Source organism: Bradyrhizobium yuanmingense (assembly GCF_900094575.1).
In the GTDB taxonomy this organism is placed as follows: domain Bacteria; phylum Pseudomonadota; class Alphaproteobacteria; order Rhizobiales; family Xanthobacteraceae; genus Bradyrhizobium; species Bradyrhizobium yuanmingense.
Genome location: NZ_FMAE01000008.1, coordinates 320462 through 339502, shown reverse-complemented (window position 1 = coordinate 339502; position 19041 = coordinate 320462). Strand labels below are relative to the sequence as shown.

11 protein-coding genes are annotated in these 19041 nt (G+C 58.1%); 1 reads left to right on the top strand and 10 read right to left on the bottom strand.

Annotation, left to right across the window (positions count from 1 at the left end; translation table 11 throughout):
• Positions 1 to 15 precede the first annotated feature (15 nt).
• From GA0061099_RS29115 to rfbC, 10 genes are all read right to left on the bottom strand, one after another.
• A complete protein-coding gene (locus GA0061099_RS29115) occupies positions 16 to 1080 on the bottom strand; it encodes a Gfo/Idh/MocA family protein (protein WP_036029172.1) in 1065 nt (354 codons plus the stop codon).
• A 281-nt stretch (positions 1081 to 1361) separates the two neighbouring features.
• Entirely contained in the window at positions 1362 to 1874 is a 513-nt protein-coding gene (locus tag GA0061099_RS29110; RefSeq protein ID WP_036029170.1) for a glycosyltransferase, read from the bottom strand.
• 852 nt (positions 1875 to 2726) lie between these two features.
• On the bottom strand, positions 2727 to 4154 hold the full coding sequence (locus GA0061099_RS29105; protein ID WP_074448161.1) for an HlyD family type I secretion periplasmic adaptor subunit: 1428 nt from the start codon (positions 4152 to 4154) through the stop codon (positions 2727 to 2729).
• Positions 4151 to 6370, bottom strand: coding sequence for a peptidase domain-containing ABC transporter (locus GA0061099_RS29100; protein ID WP_225114281.1), 2220 nt, complete (start codon positions 6368 to 6370; stop codon positions 4151 to 4153). Before GA0061099_RS29100 ends, GA0061099_RS29105 begins: the two co-directional genes overlap by 4 nt.
• Positions 6348 to 6668 (bottom strand): hypothetical protein, encoded by a 321-nt coding sequence (locus tag GA0061099_RS29095; protein ID WP_057029412.1) that lies wholly within the window; start codon positions 6666 to 6668, stop codon positions 6348 to 6350. The genes GA0061099_RS29100 and GA0061099_RS29095 overlap by 23 nt, the downstream gene beginning before the upstream one ends.
• Positions 6669 to 6678: 10 nt before the next feature.
• Positions 6679 to 12792, bottom strand: coding sequence for a DUF4082 domain-containing protein (locus GA0061099_RS29090; RefSeq protein WP_244429381.1), 6114 nt, complete (start codon positions 12790 to 12792; stop codon positions 6679 to 6681).
• Positions 12793 to 12902: 110 nt separating this feature from the next.
• Positions 12903 to 13790: a glucose-1-phosphate thymidylyltransferase RfbA gene (gene rfbA / locus GA0061099_RS29085; protein WP_036029168.1), complete on the bottom strand. Its 888-nt coding sequence runs from the start codon at positions 13788 to 13790 to the stop codon at positions 12903 to 12905.
• The gene (gene rfbD, locus GA0061099_RS29080; RefSeq protein WP_036029222.1) at positions 13699 to 14688 is read right to left on the bottom strand and encodes a dTDP-4-dehydrorhamnose reductase; all 990 of its coding nucleotides are present in this window, start codon (positions 14686 to 14688) and stop codon (positions 13699 to 13701) included. The genes rfbA and rfbD overlap by 92 nt, the downstream gene beginning before the upstream one ends.
• A gap of 7 nt (positions 14689 to 14695) precedes the next feature.
• Positions 14696 to 15754 carry a dTDP-glucose 4,6-dehydratase gene (gene rfbB, locus GA0061099_RS29075; RefSeq protein ID WP_036029219.1) on the bottom strand — a complete coding sequence of 353 codons (1059 nt, stop codon included), beginning with the start codon at positions 15752 to 15754 and terminating at the stop codon, positions 14696 to 14698.
• Between the two features lie 14 nt (positions 15755 to 15768).
• Positions 15769 to 16326 carry a dTDP-4-dehydrorhamnose 3,5-epimerase gene (rfbC, locus tag GA0061099_RS29070; protein WP_036029165.1) on the bottom strand — a complete coding sequence of 186 codons (558 nt, stop codon included), beginning with the start codon at positions 16324 to 16326 and terminating at the stop codon, positions 15769 to 15771.
• Between the two features lie 341 nt (positions 16327 to 16667).
• Between rfbC and GA0061099_RS29065 the strand changes: the two genes are divergently transcribed.
• On the top strand, positions 16668 to 19004 hold the full coding sequence (locus GA0061099_RS29065) for an AAA family ATPase (RefSeq protein ID WP_036029216.1): 2337 nt from the start codon (positions 16668 to 16670) through the stop codon (positions 19002 to 19004).
• Positions 19005 to 19041: the final 37 nt, after the last annotated feature.

The following is a 19041-nucleotide window of genomic DNA, read 5'->3' as shown; positions in this document are numbered from 1 at the left end:
TCGCCCGCCAATGCTTCAAACCGTCGCCGTCGCACGTTCCGGACTCCTGTACTCCTGCCGTTTCAGTAGGACCGGCTTGCCGTGTTCGGCGATCGACCGAGATGCAGCCTCCAGGACCTCGATCACCCGCAGTCCGGACATGCCACTCGAGATCGGTGGCGTCCCATTGCGCACACAAGCGATGAAATGCTCGACCTCGACCTGCAGCGCTTCCTTAGGAGCGACGTGGGGCGCCCACATATCTCCAGCCCGATAACCGATCCGGAATTGATGGGCGTGATCGGAGGGGCCGTCCACGGTGATACCCTTGTCATACACCTTGATCTTTTCCGTCGGTTCAAGATCGTCATAGACGATCATCTTCTTGCTGCCTCCAATGAACGTCTGGCGGACCTTGATTGGCGAGAGCCAGTTGACGCTGATATGGGCAACGCATGTGCTATCGAAGAACAATGTGATATGGGCCATGCTTTCCGGCGAGCCGGCCACATGGCACGATCCCGTCGCCGAAACTGCAACAGGCCTCTCATCCAAGATATGGTGGATAATCGAAATGTCGTGCACCGCTAAGTCCCAGATCACGTTGACGTCGCTCTGGAACAGGCCAAGGCTGGCCCGCGTGCTGTCGTAGTAATAGACTTCACCGAGCTCCTTCTTAAGCAAGAGCTCGCGGATTTTCCGCACGGCCGGCGTATAGACGAAAGTGTGATCCACGCTCAGTATTAGACCGCGCCGAGCTGCCTCATCGATCAGGCGTCGGGCCAGATCTGAACTTTGTGCCAGCGGCTTTTCAACCAGAACGTGCTTTCCCGCCTTGAGCGCGGATAGCGCCAATTCATAATGTGTATGAACCGGCGTAGCGATGGCCACGGCATCGATGGCCGGGTTCTTGAACAATTCGTCGTAACAGGACGTCGTTATCGCTCCCGGATAAAGACGCTTGCTGGTCGCGAGCTTCTCCGGATCAAGGTCGCTTATACCAACTAGACGTACCGAAGGATGAGCAGCGAAATTGCGGACCAGGTTCGGTCCCCAATAGCCGTATCCGACAACCCCAATGCCAACTGTATCGTTCGACATAACTGCACCAGTGATCAAAACTCGCGTGAGGTTTTCAACTTGCTAGGTTAGTTCGACAGTCCTGGCGATGGCCACACCGCTGACCTCCGCGGCCAAGTGAACACGGACAGACGCGCAGTGTGTCTAGGACATTCCAGCTCACGGTTGCCATGGCGACGTCGAGCAGGGCGGTGCGCTTTTGGCAATCTTCGTTGCTGGCTTAGGCGGAGGTCTCCGTCATCGTTACGGCACGACTGGACAGGAGAAGAGGCTCGGCCGTATTGTATTTTCATATCCACCGCCTAAGCTGAAGCGCTGTTAGGTCCGGAACGAACATGTCCCGTTTCGATGAAACTCCGAATTGCCATGATCAGCTGCGGCGATGCTTCACCACCGAGGCGTTCGCATCGATTGACGATGTCCAACTGATCCAATTTGTCCGTTAATTCCCGTTCTTCGAAAGCGACCTCAATACGGCCTTGCGCGGCGAACTGTTTTGCCGTTGCGATCTGATGATCGTTTCGGTGTTCACCCAGGCTCGCACGGCGTGGCATGACGATAATTCGTTTTCCGAGCTCGAGGGCGGTGATAATGGAGCCCATGCCTGCATGAGCGATCACCACGCTTGCCGCCTCGACGCAACTTTTGAATCGACTTGGGTCAATGAACCGCTCGGTACGGATGTGCTTGAATGGATAGTTTGATGGCCCGATCTGAGCGAAAACATCGCTCCTTGCGCGTGCACCGGCCCATTCGTCGACCGTTCGGATCAGACGGTCGAATTGCACTTGCGTTCCGACTGTTACGAAAATCATAACGCGAGTCCTTCATAGATGCGTTTGACATGCGAACAAGGTGACGTACCGCCACCACACGCGACTTGGCTCCTGACAAATGCGGTCCGGCCATTCGCGGTGGAATTACATACGAGGCGACGCCCACTGCGCATGCGAAGATGTCGAACGCCGGCCAGCCCACAACCGCGCTCGCGAGATCGACGGTGTCGGCCATACCTTGAGTATCGAAGGACCATCGCAAACATCCACGCACGCACCGCAACCCTCTGCAGAAAAATGTATTATTCAATCGAAACAGCATTTAATTATTATTATTCTATAATACCGTCCGGGCGGTTATTTTCAAGAAGATAAATAAATTAAAATTTTAGATCCGTCCCTATTTTCTCGCGGTATTTGTTCGCGACTTTGAAGCTTTCGGCCCCGCGGTTGACGATATGGAATGAAACAGCGTGCGACGCTCTTGCCCTCCACCGCCGCGACTTCCTCCGTCAGTTCGATGCAAGTGCCGACACGCGCACCCGACAGCGCGCGCAGCACTCTTCGACAATCGCCTGTAATGCTACCCCGAAGGCATACTTCGGCCCTGAAGTGCAGTCAGCTGAGGGACGTTGGACGAAGTATCTGCTAAGGCCTAGTGCTCTCAGGCGGCAGGTGGACAGACAAGCAACACATTGAGCGTTTGGAGATCACGCCTCCTGCGAGCGATTTTACTGGTCGGGAAAGATCCATCCAGACGATGGGTGTGCGCCCGGCGGCCATGTTCGGGCTGCAGCACCAAGCCTCAAAGGGCGTAGTTCGACTCTCGCGAGCGCGCGCCCTCTCCGGATGAGGACTGATCTACCTGAACCGGCATCTACGCTGAATTACCTAGTACTCCCGGATGCTTTCATCCAGTCCGCGTAGCAATGGATAGAGGAAGTAGGAGATCACGGTGCGCTTGCCGACTTTCAGTTCGGCCGTCACCGCCATACCCGGAATCAGTTGAATGCGTTCAGCCGGCAGCCGAAGGTGCGTGTCCGACAAATCGACCAGTACGCGGTAATAGGGAGCTGGCGCGCGGCGCGCACCTTCGGCCTTCGTATCCGGGGAAAACGTATCCTGACTGATGACGCGGACTTCTCCCGTTGCAGTTCCATACTTCTGGAAGGGAAACGCTTCGAACTTGATCCGAACCGACTGTCCGAGCGCCACCTGACCGATATCCCGCCCCTCGACGTTGACCTCCGCCTGAAGCGGCACGTCGCGCGGAACCAGAACAAACAACGTTTCGGCCTCGCGAACCACCGAGCCGACTGTCCGGTTCGCGATATCCAGCACCACGGCATCTGCCGGCGCCTGCAGGATGATCAACTGTCGACGAAGCTCGGCCTTCTTCAATTCCTCTGCCGCGCTATTGCGCTTCGGCAGCGTCTCCACCAGTTCCTGATAGGTGGTGCGACGAAACTCCTCGGCGAACACTTTCTGATCAGCGCGGGCCTTTTCGAGCCGATGGGTACTATCGGCGATACTGCCGCGAACACGCGCCAGATTGCTTTCGACCTCGAGCCGAGCATCGCGAGACAGCAGGAAGTTCAGCCTCGAACCGACCTCCTTATCCATCAGCGTGGTCCGCATCGCTTCAATCGAACGCATCGTGTCGAGCCGTTGAAGGAGAACCGCCTCTTCATTCTGTGCCGTCTTGAGATTGGCTTGCGCGGATGCGATCTGTGCGTCGTAGTTCTGAATCTGCGCCTCGTAGGCGGCTCTCCTCTGCAAGAACAGCTTGCCTTGCAGGATCTGATCCGCGTTCGTCAGCTCTTTGACGGCATACTCGATTCCGTTCAATTCAGCGCTCAGACGATCGATCGACGCATCGAATCCAGCCACTCTGCCGCGCAGTTGGTCGAAATCCGCCTGCGAAAACGTCGGATCGAGCGTCGCCAGAACGTCGCCGCGGTTGACGCGATCACCGGCCTTGACGTGGATCTCGCGTATGACCGACGTTTCCAACGGCTGCACGACCAGGTTGGGACGCGTCGTGGTAAGTTTTCCCTGCGCCGTGACGATCATCTCCACCTGCGAAACGGAAGCCCAGATGACCACGAAAGCAATTAGTGCAAGTACGCCGTAAAGGATGAAGCGCGCGAGCCGCGGTGGCGCTTGCTGCTCGAGTTCGGTCGCATCGGACTGGAACTCGGCGATGACTGGCGCTCGCCTCGGTACTGGCCTGAATAGCTTGCGGCGGCGCTCGACCGATCTGGCCGGAACGAGACCGTTCGGATTCACATCCGCGCGTGATGGACCAGTCTCCCTCATGCAATCTGCTTCATCTGTTGATTCCACAAATGCCTGTAGATAGTGCATTTCGACAGGAGGTGGTCGTGGCGATCCATATCGACGATTCGGCCGCGGTCCATCACCAGGATCTGGCTTGCTTCGGTCAGCATCGACAACCGATGCGAGACGACGATAACGGTACGTCCTGCCGCCAAACGGCGGAGATTGCGCCTGATGATCATTTCGCTTTCGGCATCGAGGGCACTCGTCGCTTCATCGAAAATCAAGATCCTTGGATTGACGATCAGAGCTCTCGCAATCGCGAGCCGCTGCTTCTGCCCGCCGGACAGGTTCGATGCATCCTCCTCAAGCATGGTGTCGAAGCCACGCGGCAACCGTTCGATGAACTCGTCGGCGCCTGCGAGCTGAGCTGCAGCGACGACCTCGGCAAAGGTGGCATCACGTTTCACGCAGGCGATATTGTCGCGAATCGTCCCGCGAAACAGGAAATTGTCTTGCAGGACGATCCCAAGGTTTCGGCGCAGATGCGCGAGGTCGAGCTCCCTCGAGTCATATCCGTCGATGCGCAGCAGCCCCTGCTGCACCGGATACATGCCCGAAATCAGCCTGGTGAGAGTCGTCTTGCCTGAGCCGCTCCGTCCCACGATCCCGAAGATCGATCCTGGCTCGACGGTAAAGGAGACATCATCAAGCGCCGGCGATCCCTCGGATCCGTAGCGAAAAGAGACACTTTCGAACTCGATTTTGCCGGCAAGGTCGGGCCGCAGCCCATCTTTCCGACCGTCGCGCTCAGGCCTCTGATTCATCACCTCGCCGAGCATTTTCACGGCAAGAGCCACTTCCTGGTATTCGTGCACCATGGTCACGAGCTGGACCAGCGGTCCGGAGACCCTGCCGGCCAGCATATTGAAGGCGACCAACGCGCCGATTGTCATTTCGCCGGCAAAGACATCGAGTGCCCCGACGGAAATGATTCCGAGCGTCATGATCTTCTCCAGAAATCCGGTAAGCGCCTGGGCGCCTGCGGAGATCTTCTCGACACCGAATCGCATGGTCACGGACTGCGCGCAGCGGCTATCCCACACCCTGCTCTGCACTGGCTCCATCCCCAGCGATTTCACGGTGCGCATGCCGTGAACTGTTTCGACGAGGAGAGCCTGCCGCGCACCTTCCGCTTGATATAGATCGTACAGTCGTCGTCGAAATGGACCCATGAGCAGGCCGACGACGGCGCCGCTCGCGGCGGTGAAGGCCAGGACCATCAAAGTCAATTTGACGCTATAAAGCGCAAGGACCGGCAGGAAGACGAACAGCGAAAGCGCATCGAGGGTCGTCAGAAACAAGCGCCCGGTCAGAAACTCACGGATCCTCGCCGCCTGCTGCATGTGCTTGACCAGGACTCCGGCGGCCATGTGCTCGAAAAACGTAACCGGTAGCCCGAGGAGATGACCGAACGTCTTCGTAGCGACGCGAATGTCGACCCTGTTGGTCGCATATAGCAACAAGTAGCGCCGCAGAAAGCCGAATATCGCGTCAAAGACGAGCGCTACGGCCGCTCCTACCGCGAGTACGTACAGAGTGGTGAAGCTTTCGTGAACCAAAACCTTGTCGATGACGAGCTGGAAAAATATCGGGATGACGAGGCCCAACGCATAGAGCAGGATGGCGGCAATGGCGACGTCCCTGAACAGCCGCCATTGAAGAAGCAGTTCCGGCACAAACCACCGGAGGCCGAAACTCCCTCGGCCATCCTGTGTCAACTGCTCGCGCTTGATCAGGATCGTGTCACCGGCCCACTGCGCACAGAATCGATCGCGCTCGACAACCAAGACCTCGTGCTTGCGGTCGGCGAGCGGGTCGAAGATGCTGACGACCTCGGTGCCATCAGTTCGCCGTCCCGCACCAAGAACGGCGATCCAGTTGCCATTGGCGAGCCTCGCCAGCGCCGGATAGGCCTCTCCAAGATGAATCAGCGCGCCCCAATCCAGCTTCGTGCTCCTCGCGCGCAGGCCTGCATCCTTCGCCATGCGCAGCAGGAGATTCAACGAGAGCGGGCCGGCTACCGCATACGCATGCTTCAAGCGTTCGACCGGCAGATCTATGCCATGGTGACTGGAAACCTTGGACAGGCATTCCAATGCCGTCTGGGTCGACAATCCGGGCGCGGGCGCGTCCGCAACCCGGTCCTTCGCGCCGCCAGCGGCATCGATGTCAGCGGAAGTTCGAAGAGACATTCAGAGACCGTGTGTTGTGCGCCAGCGCATCACGTACTCCCGACGCACCGTTGTGCGATTGAGCTGGCTGGTTCCGCCGGACGACGCCCGCATCGACCAGGCCCTGGAGCGCCTTCTGCATTACGTCGACCGAGTTAGCGAAAGATTCGACCGAAAAGATCAGCCGCTGAGAAAATACGCGCTTCGGAGCGTTGTTGGCGTCACGCTCTGTCGGTGAAAGACTGACCAGATCGACGCGGACGATGGTTCCACTGACGGTAATTTCTTCGATTCCATCGGTATAAAGTTCGGCGTGCATCTTACGTCTCCTATGCTGCTAGCTGAGGTCTGAACAGGACGTCTACGGCGTAACTCGTCGCGTTGAAACTGCTCGTCGGGAACAAACTATCGGTCCCATACGCGTAAACGCCGTTGCCGCCGCTCGACGACGACGACGGAGCCGTTAGCGGTCCACTCGTGAGGGAGCTGGCGAAGAGGTTTGGATCCGCAGAATAGCCCCCCGCACTGTGGTAAGACGCAATATACGTGGTCCCCGCCGCGATCGTCACCGGAGTGCTGAAGCTGACCTGCTGCCAGCCACTCGCCGTTTCGTTGGTGAACGTGGCCGTCGCCAGAAGCGTGCCGGTACTGCTCCACAGATCGGCAACGTGCGTACCCGTGTTGGACGGTCCCTTGTAGAAGCGTAGCCCGATGATATCACCTGGGGCGGAGGCCTGGAATTTCATACCAACCTCGATCGCCTGGCCATCGTTGGCCGATACAACACTCGGCGTGGGATTGGAGCTGAACAGGCTAACGACGTTGGACGATGGGGCATGCACCGTCACGTTGACGGAGGCGCTTGCAGTGCCGCCACGGCCGTCTGAGATGGAGTAGTCGAAAGAAGTCGGCCCGGTAAAGCCGCTCGCTGACGTAAACGTCACCGAATTGTTCTGGGCGTTGAAGCTGGCGGTCCCATTAGCGGCACCGCTCACGCCAGTGATCGTCAGAGCGTCTCCGTTCGGATCGGTATCGTTGGCAAGCAGTGCCGCCCCGTCGATAGTGAGAGGGACGCCTTGAGTGGCGTGGAAGCCGCTGTCAGTCGTAGCCACCGGTTGCTGGTTGCTGCCGCTGGTTCCGTTGAAGACGACGTCGACCCAGTAATTGCTGGCGTTGTACGTGCTGGTCGGGAACAGATTGCCGGCGCCGTAGGTGTAGACGCCGTTGATGCTCGCAGGAGCCGTGAGTGGACCGCTGGTGCGCGCGGTGGTGAAGTAGTTGGTGGTGGACGCATAATGACCATTGCTGTGAAAGCTCGCCACATAGGTCGTGCCAGCCGAGATGGAGACGGGATTGCTGAATGTGACGGTCTGCCAGCCACTGCTGCTCTCGTTGGTGAACGTCGCACTCGCCAGCAGCGTGCCGGTACTGCTCCACAACGAGCCCGTATGAGTCCCGGGGTCGTTTGCACTCTTGTAGTACTTGACGCCAGTGATCGTGCCGGCCACGGAGGACGTAAATTTCACGCCAAGATTGACTTGCGACGCATCGGAATCCGACAGGATGGCCGGCGTGTCCGAGCTCGAGAACAGGCTCACGGTTGAGGGCGTTGTCGTCACCGTGAGATCAAACGTCTCGCTGGCTGACAGGCCGCCGAGATCGGTGGCCGAGGCCTTGATGCTGAGGGTGCCAACATTGCTGGACGTTGGTGTACCGCTGAAGGTCCGCGTCGAGGCGTTGAAGGTCAGCCATGCGGGAAGTGCCGTGCCGTCGGCGGCTGTCGCCGTGTAGGCGAGCGAATCCCCGGAATCGACGTCGGTGAAGGTACCCGCAGGCAGCGTCAACGAGAATGGCGTACCGACCGTTGCGGTCTGATTGCCGGTCTGGGCGGCCAGCACCGGCGCGTCGTTGGCGCCATGGATTGTGACGGTGAGTGTGGACGATGCCGTGGCGCCGGCGGCGTCGCGCATCGTGTAATTGAAGATATCGCTGAGCGTGTCGGTCGACTGCCGCAAGGCCTGCACGGCCGCATCGGTCTCGTTGACCGTATATGTGAAGCCGCCCGAGGCATTGAGCACAAGGCTGCCGTGCGCTCCAGACAGCGCTGAACCGAGTGTGCCGCCGGTCGAGCCGAAGCTGACGGCGGTGACCGTCTTGGTATCGCCCGCGTCGGGATCGGTATCGTTGGTCAGCACGTTGCCAGTCGCCGCCGTGCCACCGACGCTGTTGCTCACGCCGCCCTTTTCGGTGGCTTCAGCGGTGTCGGCGACCGCAGTTGGCGCCGTATTGTTGGGACTGGAGGAGCCGTTGAAGACGACGTCGACCCAGTAGTTCGAGGATTTGAAGGTATTCGTCGGGAACGTGCTTCCGGATCCGTAGGCATAGACTCCGTTGCCGACAGCCGGAGCCGTTAGCTGCCCGTTGGCAAGCGATGTCGTGAAATAGTTCTGGGTTCCAGAATAGTTGCCGTTGGTGTGGTAGGATGCGACATAAATGGTGCCTGCCGTAATCGTCACAGGCGTGGAGAAGTTGACCTGCTGCCAGCCGCTGGCTGTCTCGTTCGTGAATGTCGCAGTTGCGAGCAGAGTTCCGGTCGAGCTCCAGAGATCCGCAATATGGGGACCCGTATTCAACGATCCCTTGTAGAAGCGCAGGCCGGTTATTGTCCCGTTCACCGATGCAGTGAACTTGACTCCGACTTCGACAGGGCTCGTATCCCCGGAATTGGGGACGCTTGGCGCATCATTGGTGCCGAACAGGCTCTGCGCGGAGACCGGATAGTTGACCTTGAGGGACACTTGGCCGGAACCACTTTGGCCGCTCGTGTCTGTGATCGTGTACGTGAAACTTGCCGCGCCGGCATAGCCATCGGTAGGAGCAAAGGTCACCGTCTGGTTCTGCGAGTTGTAGCTTACGCTTCCGTTGACCGGGTTACCGACGCTGGTAAGCGAGAAAGCCAGCCCGGAGGGGTTGGTGTCGTTCGCAAGCAACGTCGATGCCGCGATATTCAGCAAGCCATTCTGGGTAACCGTGAAGCCACTGTCGCCATTAGCTTGTGGCGACGCCACGCCTGAATCATCGAAAACGACGTCTACCCAATAATTCGGAGCTTTCGTTGAGGAAACGGTGCCGGGGAAGGTCGGGCCGCTGCCATAGGCATAGACACCGTTGAGACTGCTACCCGGCGCGGTGAGCGCACCTTTCGTAACGCCTCCATAACCGATGAAGTAGAAGTCGGTCGAGGAATAGTGACCGGTGTTCGCGTGATAGGAAGCAACATACGTCGTGCCAGCGTTCACGCTGACAGGCGTGGCGAAATTGACCTGCTGCCAGCCGCTCGCGGTTTCATTGGTGAAGGTGGCGCTCGCAAGCAGCGTACCGTTTGCGGTCCAGAGATCTCCGATGTGGGTGCCAGTATTCTGAGGCCCTTTGTAGAAGCGAATGCCGGTGATCTTCCCCGACACGGCCGGGACGAATCTGACGCCGAGCTCAACCGAGGCGGAGTCGCTGTCTGAGAGCAACGCAGGCGTATCGGCACTACTGAAGAGTGTCAGGTTGGAAGATGGTGTGACCGTGTAGGTTGTGCCCGCACCGGATGTTTCCAGGTTCAGGCTGTCGTCGACCGCCCTGGTTCTGAGATTATAGGTCCCTTTGGTCCCTGTGACGAACGTGTATGACCAGGTCGCGGTCGCCGCGCCGACATTGCTGTTGGTTGGGTGCCAGGTGTTTCCACCATCTGTGGAAATTTCGACGCCGGCAATCTTTCCGCCCGCGTCATTGGCCGTCCCCGTCACCGTGATCGATTGCCCCTCGACAACGCTGGCAGCCGAGAGATTGCCGATACTAGACGTCGGCGCCGTAGTGTCGGTCGACCGAATCGCGGCCGTCAGGTTTGCTTGCAGCGTCGCCGGCTGAACGCCCATATCAGCGAAAAGGTTGACCATCGCCTGCTGGACATTTGGGTCTACCGGAGTCGCAGGTCCGTCGTGGTCGCTTGCGAGCGCCCAGGGCCAGTTGATCGAACCGGCCGAGAATATCAGTGCGCCACTGACGGGATCCCGATGCAGCACGAGATTGTGGGTTGCCGTGCCGTTTGCGAACGTGTTGCCATAATCGAGGAGAAGCTGTCCATTCACCTGCAATGTGGTAGATGAGACACTCATCAACCCCGCTGGGCGAAATCCGTTGTCCGGCGCCGTGTCCCATTCAACGCCTAACAGGCCAGGTACGAGCGAGGCGGTCTGCCCGGGTGACGTTTGCGCGACGGCCGTATTGCGCCAGAAGCGCAACTGGGTCATTGGATACGGTATCGTGATCGTATCGTACCGGAATGCGTTGACCGCGAACAATGTACCGGTCAACTCGTTCGAGGGGAGAGGCGGACCGAACCGCGGGTCAGAGAAATTGCCGGTCGCCTGTCCCGTTGGATCAATCAACGCATTTGCGTGCGTATCCTTGTAGCTAATGAGTGTGCGATTGGCTGATCCGCTGCCATCGATGCTGGGTGCCAACCTTGTTTTCCAATAGATCTCGTTGCCTGTGAGAAATGCAAGGTTCACGCCAGCATGCGCTGCGGCCTGTACGTTGGCACGCTGAGCTTCGGTCCAATACTCGTCGTGCCCCGCGTCCATGAAGATTTTGTGATTGAGCAACAACGAGCCGTTTGTCGCAGCATCGATTCCCGAAATGTAAGAAACGTCGTACCCGTTTTGCTCGAGCCACTGAATGGCCGCAAACTCAGCCGTGAACGGGGAGTCTCCCCCCTCGGAAAAAGTTCCCTCGCCGTCACGCGTTATGAGGGGGCGATTGTAACTGACCGCGTAGGCTGATCCACGGACGCCCGGACCATTCCCGAAATATAGGTTGGCCCCTCCCCAGCCATTGTAGGCTTGCCAGTCCTGATCACTTGTCTGGAGGACGATGTCGCTGTGCGAAGCGTCGTTCCTTATGATGAATGGGATCTGGAAAATCTCGGTGCCGTTGACGACGCTGGCTATGTAGACGCCCGAGACCGCATCGGCCGGTACGCTCCAGGAATCGGTCACGCTCCAATTGCCGGCATCGACGAGCCCGGTCGACGGATCGCGCAATGGATCGGGTTGGACGACCGCCGTTGCGGCCTGATGCTGCAGGCTCGTAACCAGCCTGGCACCATCGCCGCCGTAATAGCCGAGCCGGTAGACATCGACGCGATAGTTCGGGTTGCCGGTCAGGTTGTTGATCTTGAATTGGACCGTCCCTCCGACATTGGTGCTGATTGCTGTCGCAAATCCTTCTGTCAGAGTTGAATTCTCGCCCGGCTGAATCTGCCAGACACTCTTCGGCGTACCTGGCTTCTGGTTTTCCAGTACAATGGGATTCGTGGGCGGATCGGAAACAATGGTGCCTCCCTGCCCATCGCTTTCAAAATTCCAATTCAAGTCCATCCCCGAGAACAGCAAGGAGACATTGGCCGCACCGTTGCTGAAATCGACCGTGCTGATATTCGAGCTATTGTCGTATTGGACGGTCGCCGACATCGACGATGTAAAGGGGAGATCCTTCAAGTCGATGAGGTTGCCTGGCGCAAGCGGCGCTCCCGGCGACGAACCCGCGATCAAGCCGTGGAAGTTGGCCGACTGATCGAGGACAAGCGTGCCAGTTCCCGTTTCGAACGACACCGTTATGCCGGAGAACGATCCATTCAAGAACTGGCCGGAAACCGAACCTCCGATCTCCAGGATCGCCTTGTCTGCAATCTCGAAAGATCCAGTACCGCTGACGTCACCCCTGAACTCCCCGGTCGGAATGCGATTGCCGAGGAACGCTCCAACCTCGACTGTCCCATTGTTCAGCACATCGCCTTCGACGATAAACGGCGAGCCGGCATTCAACGAAAGCGTCGCACCTGCATCGAGGATCAGACCCCCAATATCAACACCGGCCGAGCTCGTGACGACATACGTTCCTGCTGCATCGAGGAACGCAGCGTCGATGGCGCCTGGGAGCCCGGCGCTCCAGTTCGCTGCGACATTCCAGGCGCCGTCAGTCGGATGGACCCAGTGAGTGGCGCCGGGAGTGGAAGCCGATTGTGATCTCTGCGCCGCTTCGCCCGCCACAGATGAGAACGTTGGCGCCAGGCCATTATGACCGCTCGTCAAAGATGTCGAAGCTAGCAGCGCAGGCAATCGAGACCTGGAAGGTGCAGCGAAGAGAGCGGGCATGACGCCGCGCAAGCCCGCCGAGTCGGTCCGATGCGCCTGTTTGAAGAACGCGGCGTCACTCACTGGAGCGAATGATCCGCTTACTGGTCGATCAACAACCCGCGGAGCCCAGAGGCCAAGTGCGTCGAAACCCGCGAAAGCGCTCGCGAACGCCGATTCCTGCCAAAGGGCTGGAATATCCTGCTCCCAAAAAACGTGCCGAGTTCCCCGGCCGAAGGCGGTCGCCTTTTGAACCAGCATGAGCATACCGATTAAATAAATAATCGCATCTTAATATTTTAATCGCATTTTAAACCATGGTCAATTCAATACATATAATTTAAGCCGGCTTCGATATCGGCCGAGTGGTGCTAGCGCGAGGCAAACTGCGGCAGTCGCGTGATTTCGCTCAGATATTTGCCGTAGCCGCTCTTCTCCAATGGTTGAGCCAACGCTAGGAGTTGATCGCGATCAATGAAGCCAAGTCTGAACGCGATCTCCTCGAGGCACGCAATCTTCATTCCCTGCCGCTTCTCCAGGGTCTGGACGAACGTCCCTGCGTCGATGAGAGATTCGACCGTGCCGGTATCCAACCACGCAAATCCCCGCCCCATGCGTTCAACGTGGAGCGCATTGGCCGAAAGGTAACGCATCTGAAGATCGGTAATCTCGAGCTCGCCGCGCGCCGATGGCTCGACACGGCGAGCGTAGCGGACGACGCGGTTGTCGAAAAAATACAGCCCCGTGATTGCCCAGTTCGAAGCCGGCCGTTTGGGTTTCTCTTCGATCGACACGGGGCGGTCCGCTTCATCAAACGCGACCACGCCGTACCGTTCTGGGTCTCGCACGTGATAGGCAAAGACGGTTGCGCCTTCCGCGCGACCTGCCGCCCTGGCAAGCAACTCGCTCAGGCCATCGCCGAAGAAAATATTATCCCCAAGCACCATCGCCACGCGATCGCTTCCGATGAAATCGGCCCCGACAATGAACGCGTCTGCCAGACCAGCGGGGCGGGTTTGTTCGGCATAGCTAAGCTTGATCCCCCATTGGCTGCCGTCGCCTAGCAATCCCTCGAACTGACACCGATCCGACGGCGTGGTGATGATCAGAATTTCGCGGATCCCTGCCAGCATCAGCGTCGACAGGGGATAGTAGATCATGGGCTTGTCATAGATCGGAAGCAACTGCTTGCTGACCACTCGTGTGATCGGATAGAGGCGCGTTCCGCTGCCGCCAGCCAGCACGATTCCCTTCAGCATCGGCTTCTCCTTCTCCGACCAGCTGGTCCAGACAAGCTTGGAGTGAATGGCGCCAAGGCGCCAAGCGGATCCCGAACACGCGTTCGGCCTTGGATGAGTCCAGACGCGAGTTCAGAGGCCGGCGCGCAGCGGTCGGAAACTCCTCAGTCGTGATCGCCTCGAGCGCCCGAATCCGCGCTCCACGACGGGAACACTCGTGAAAGATTGCCTGCGCAAAATCGTACCAGCTTGCCTCGCCTTGGCCACCGAGATGAAAGATGCCGGCCGTGGCCCTGCGATCGTCGGTTAGTGATTGCTGAGCGATCCGAAGGACTGCTTCTGCGAGGTCGAACGCGTAAGTCGGGTTACCATGTTGGTCGCTGACAACCCTTACGACCTGCTGCGTCTCGCATAGCCGCAGCATCGTTCGGACGAAGTTGCTGCCATAGGGACTGTAAAGCCAGGAGCATCTGATCACGGTCGCGAGCGGGTGCGCTGCCAATACAGCAGCCTCCCCGGCAAGCTTGGATGCGCCGTAGACGTTCAACGGCGCCGGAATGTCGCTTTCGTCGTACGCCTCGGGTTTCGCACCGTCGAATACATAGTCGGTCGAGAGATGGATGAGCGGAATGTTCATTTGCCACGCGACATCCGCCAGCGCGGCCGCGCCATCGCGATTGATGCTGAAGGCCCTCGCCGCTTCAGATTCGGCCTGATCTACCGCCGTATAGGCGGCCGTGTTGATGATCGCAGACGGCCCGATCGACGCAATGAGCTTGTCGATACCTTCCCGATTCTCCAGATCGAGTTCTGGGCGCCCGAGAGCCACCGCAGGCAAACCGCGCGTTGTGGCAAGATCACGAAGGCACATTGCCAGCTGACCATTCCGTCCGGCAAAGAGGATTGGCCGATCTGTCATCTCCACCTCAGTTTTGGGCGGCCAGGAGACCCAGACGCGAGCCGTCATAGACCCCACTACGAGCACGCTCCCACCAGGCGCGGTTCTTGAGATACCATCCGACGGTTTCGAACAGGCCGTGTTCGAAGGTTCTGATCGGTTTCCAGCCGAGCTCGCGATGTGCTTTCGATGCGTCTATTGCATAGCGGGCATCATGCCCGGGACGATCCGGCACGAACGTAATGAGAGAACGTCTGCACCCCGCGCCCGGAGATAAGCGATCCACAACGTCACAGATCCGGGTGACGACCTCCAGGTTGGATCGCTGGGCATCTCCGCCGAAGTTGTACTTCTCGCCGGGCCTTCCTTCGTGCAAAAGTCGTATCAAGCCCGCGGCATGATCATCGACGTGAAGCCAGTCGCGGATATTCCTTCCGTCGCCATAGACCGGCAGAGGCTTCCGGTCGATCGCATTGAGAATCGTCAGCGGGATGAGCTTTTCCGGAAACTGATACGGCCCGTAATTGTTCGAGCAGTTCGACACCATCACCGGCAGGCCGTAGGTCCGAAACCACGCGAGTGCGAGGTGGTCCGCGGCGGCCTTGCTCGCCGAATAGGGCGAGCTCGGCCTGTAGGGCGTATCCTCGCGAAATAGATCATCTGGTCCCAACGAGCCGTAGACTTCGTCTGTCGACACATGGATGAATCGGAAGTGCCTCCGCCTCGAAGCCGGTAGACGTTCGTAGTAAGCTCTGGCCGTCTCCAAGAGCGTGTAGGTGCCAACCACATTGGTATTGACGAAGGCGTCGGGTCCGTTGATGGAGCGGTCGACGTGGCTTTCGGCGGCCAGATGTATGATCGCGTCAGGCTCATAGTCAGCGAACGCAAGATCCATGGCCGCGCGATGGCAGATGTCGGATTGCAGGAACGCATAAGTCTCCAGCTTCTCGATGCTCGCGAGCGAAGCCAGATTGGCTGCATACGTCAACTTGTCTATGTTGATCACTGCGGCACCGGTCTGTAGCACCAAACGGCGACAGACCGCAGAACCGATAAAGCCCGCTCCGCCGGTCACCAAGATACGCATTCTACTCGTCTCCACTAGTCGAAAACGCAACCGAGCTGGCTGAGCGTAGGAAGAGTCTGATCCTTTGGCGACACGTGGGCTTCTGAGGACGTCACGGGCCACTCGATCGCTAACCTTGGATCAGCCCAATAAACGCCACCGTCATGACTTGGGGCATAGACCTGGTCGACTTTGTATAAGACGACGGTCTTGGGCTGCAGCGTACAGAAGCCGTGCGCAAACCCCTTCGGGATGAACACCTGCTCGCCGGTTTCACTATCCAGCTGTATCGCGATGTGCTTGCCGAAGCTGGGCGATGAACGCCGGAGGTCAACTGCAATATCGAGAATCGCCCCGCTCAACACCCGTATCAACTTCGCCTGGGCGAACGGCGGCCGCTGGAAGTGCAGGCCGCGCACCGTGCCGATCTGATCCGAGCTGGACTGATTGTCTTGAACAAAGTCATGGAGAATTCCCTTCTCTGCAAACGCTGATCGCTGGAAGGTCTCAGAGAAGTAACCGCGGGCGTCGGAAAACCGATCTGTGCGAATGACTTTGACATCAGGGATCGCCAAGGATCGCAGCTCCAACATTGGGTACCCTTCTGTCCGCTCTCAATTCGTTGAGGCGGACCATAATCCCCGTCGAGATTAATCTTCACGCTCACAATCAACCACGAAACCGTCGCACGATTTCGGCGAAAGCCGTTAGATCAGCCTGCAAGTCACGGAAATCTCAGGGCATTAGCAAACGCCCCTTTGAGCAAAGCCGCCACACCTGCATTTTTCATCTCCACTTCGATTAATATATTGTCTATTTAATTTGGCAAGCAAGTTTTTATAAGGTATATAATTTCATACCATCTCGCAGATCGCTTTAAATGCCGCCTGCGGGCGGGCGGGCGCAATGTGACCAATCGTCGGACAGGTACGTGATGCTTCAGAACAATCTTCAACATGCGGATAGAATGCGGCTGCCGGTGAACGGACCGGCGCAACCCGCCCAGGCGGACGGTGGAGGGATCACCGACGTCATCAATTTCGGCATCGGGCTTCTACGGCGTCAGTATCTCGTAATCCTTGTTACCGCCGTACTCGCCACTGCGGCCAGCTTGCTCTATCTCCGTGTGGCTTCCCCAACCTATACGGCGCAGGTTCAGATCCTTTTGGCCAATCCCAGGCCTCAATTTGTCCAGCAGCAATCACTCCTCGCCGAGCCGGCCTTCGATCTCAGTCAGATCGAGACACAGCTTCAGCTCCTGAGATCAAAGGCCAATGCGGTTGCAGTAATTAACAAGTTGAAACTGGCCGAGGATCCGGACTTTAGTGCATCCGGCCTCTCTTTGCAGGCGCTCTGGCAACGAATTTGGCCATGGCCCTCGACTAGATCGAAGAAGGATGCGCCACCCGAGACGAATGGCGAACCATCGGACACTCTCGTAGACGCATTTCTCAGTCGGCTTTCCGCTGGACGTGTCGGGTACAGCCGGGTCATTGAGATCAGCTACAGCTCGAGCAACGCAGCTCGGGCCGCGGAGATCGTGAATGCGATAGCCGACACTTATGTTGCAGACCAGCTCAATGCAAAATTCGACGCCAATCGCAAGGCAACCAGTTGGCTGCAGGAGAGGCTACGTGATCTGGGGGACCAAGCCCTCGCCGCGCAACGTGCCGTCGACGTCTACAAGGCTCAGAACAACATTGTTTCTCTGGGTGGAAAGCCCATCGACGAGCAGCAGATCACGGAGATCAACAATCGATTGGCCGCCGCACGTGCTCAGACATCTGAAGCCACCGCCAAGTTGGCTCGTTATGAAACTCTCCTTGCCGTCGACCCGAAAAAGCCGTCCTCGATAGACAATCTGGATGCTATTGGAACGGATGCGCTTAACAGCCAGATTATTACCGGGCTACGCCAGCAATATCTGGAGCTCACCAGACGGGAGGCCGAGTTGGCCGCGAGGGTCGGTCGTGACCACTTGGCAGTCGTCAATATCCGGAACCGCGCGCGAGAGTTCCGCGTCTCCATTTTTGACGAGGTCAAGAGACTTGCCGAGGTCAGCCGAAGCGAATTCGAACTGGCCAAACAGCGCCAGGAAGAGATCGAAAAGCAATTATCCAAAGCCGTTTCGCAATCCCGTTCGGTCAATTCTGCTGAGCTGACCATCAAGGACTTGGAAAGCAAGGCAAAGGGCCTGCATAGCTTGTACGAGACCTTCCTTCAGCGCTACATGGGCTCTACACAGCAGGAGACGTTTCCCACCTCGGATACGCGGGTACTTTTTCCGGCTTCGCCGCCGGCGAGCAAGAGCAAGCCGAAAGCAAGGTTGATCCTGGCGTTTGGTATTCTCGGCGGTCTCGCGCTGGGCATCGGCTTGGCGCTCCTCAGAGACCTCATGGACCGCGTCTTTCGGACCTCTTCACAGGTGGAAACCGTACTGGAGTTGCCTTGTCTATCTTTGGTCCCGTTGTTGCCGGCCCGCAAATCTCCCAAACCACCAATCCGCCTTCAGAAGACCGATGATGATGTTCAGCGACGGATAGCCTCGTCTCCAACCGCAATTCATCAGACCGTGGTCGGGATGCCACTATCTCGATATACGGAGGCCATTCGTTCCATCAAGCTAGCGATCGACCACAACCCGGCGAAAATCTCTTCCCAGGTCGTCGGCATTACCTCTGCGTTACCGAATGAGGGGAAGACCACGATTGCAGCCTCGCTCGCACAGTTGATCGGGCACACCGGCAAAAGAGCTATCATCGTCGATTGCGACCTCAGGAATCCGTCACTAACCGGCATCTTCGCGCCCAAGGCGGCCTGCGGGATCATCGAAGTAGCAAACGGTAGCCGGTCGCTCGCCGAAGCTGTCTGGAGGGACCCGACGACCAATCTTGCATTTCTGCCCGCCGTGCGTCGCGGACCTTTGCTCCACACCAGCGAAATTCTTTGCGCGGACTCGATAAGCAAACTCTTCGACCGTTTACGAGCCGAGTATGACTACATCATCGTCGACCTTCCGCCCTTGACGCCGTTGGTGGATGTTCGAGCCACTTCATCCCTGATTGACTGCTACATTCTCGTTGTTGAATGGGGCCGGACCAAGATTGATGTCGTGCAACACGCACTGCACACGGCACCAAACGTTCACGAATCTCTGATTGGGGCAGTTCTCAGCAAGACCGATACCAAGGCGATGGCTCGATATGACGGTCATCGGAGCTACTATTACCATGATAGCCATTACATCCGTTACGGTCTTTCTGGCTCTTGAGGCTCGCTCATAGCGGCCTGCCCCTTTAGCTGGCCTG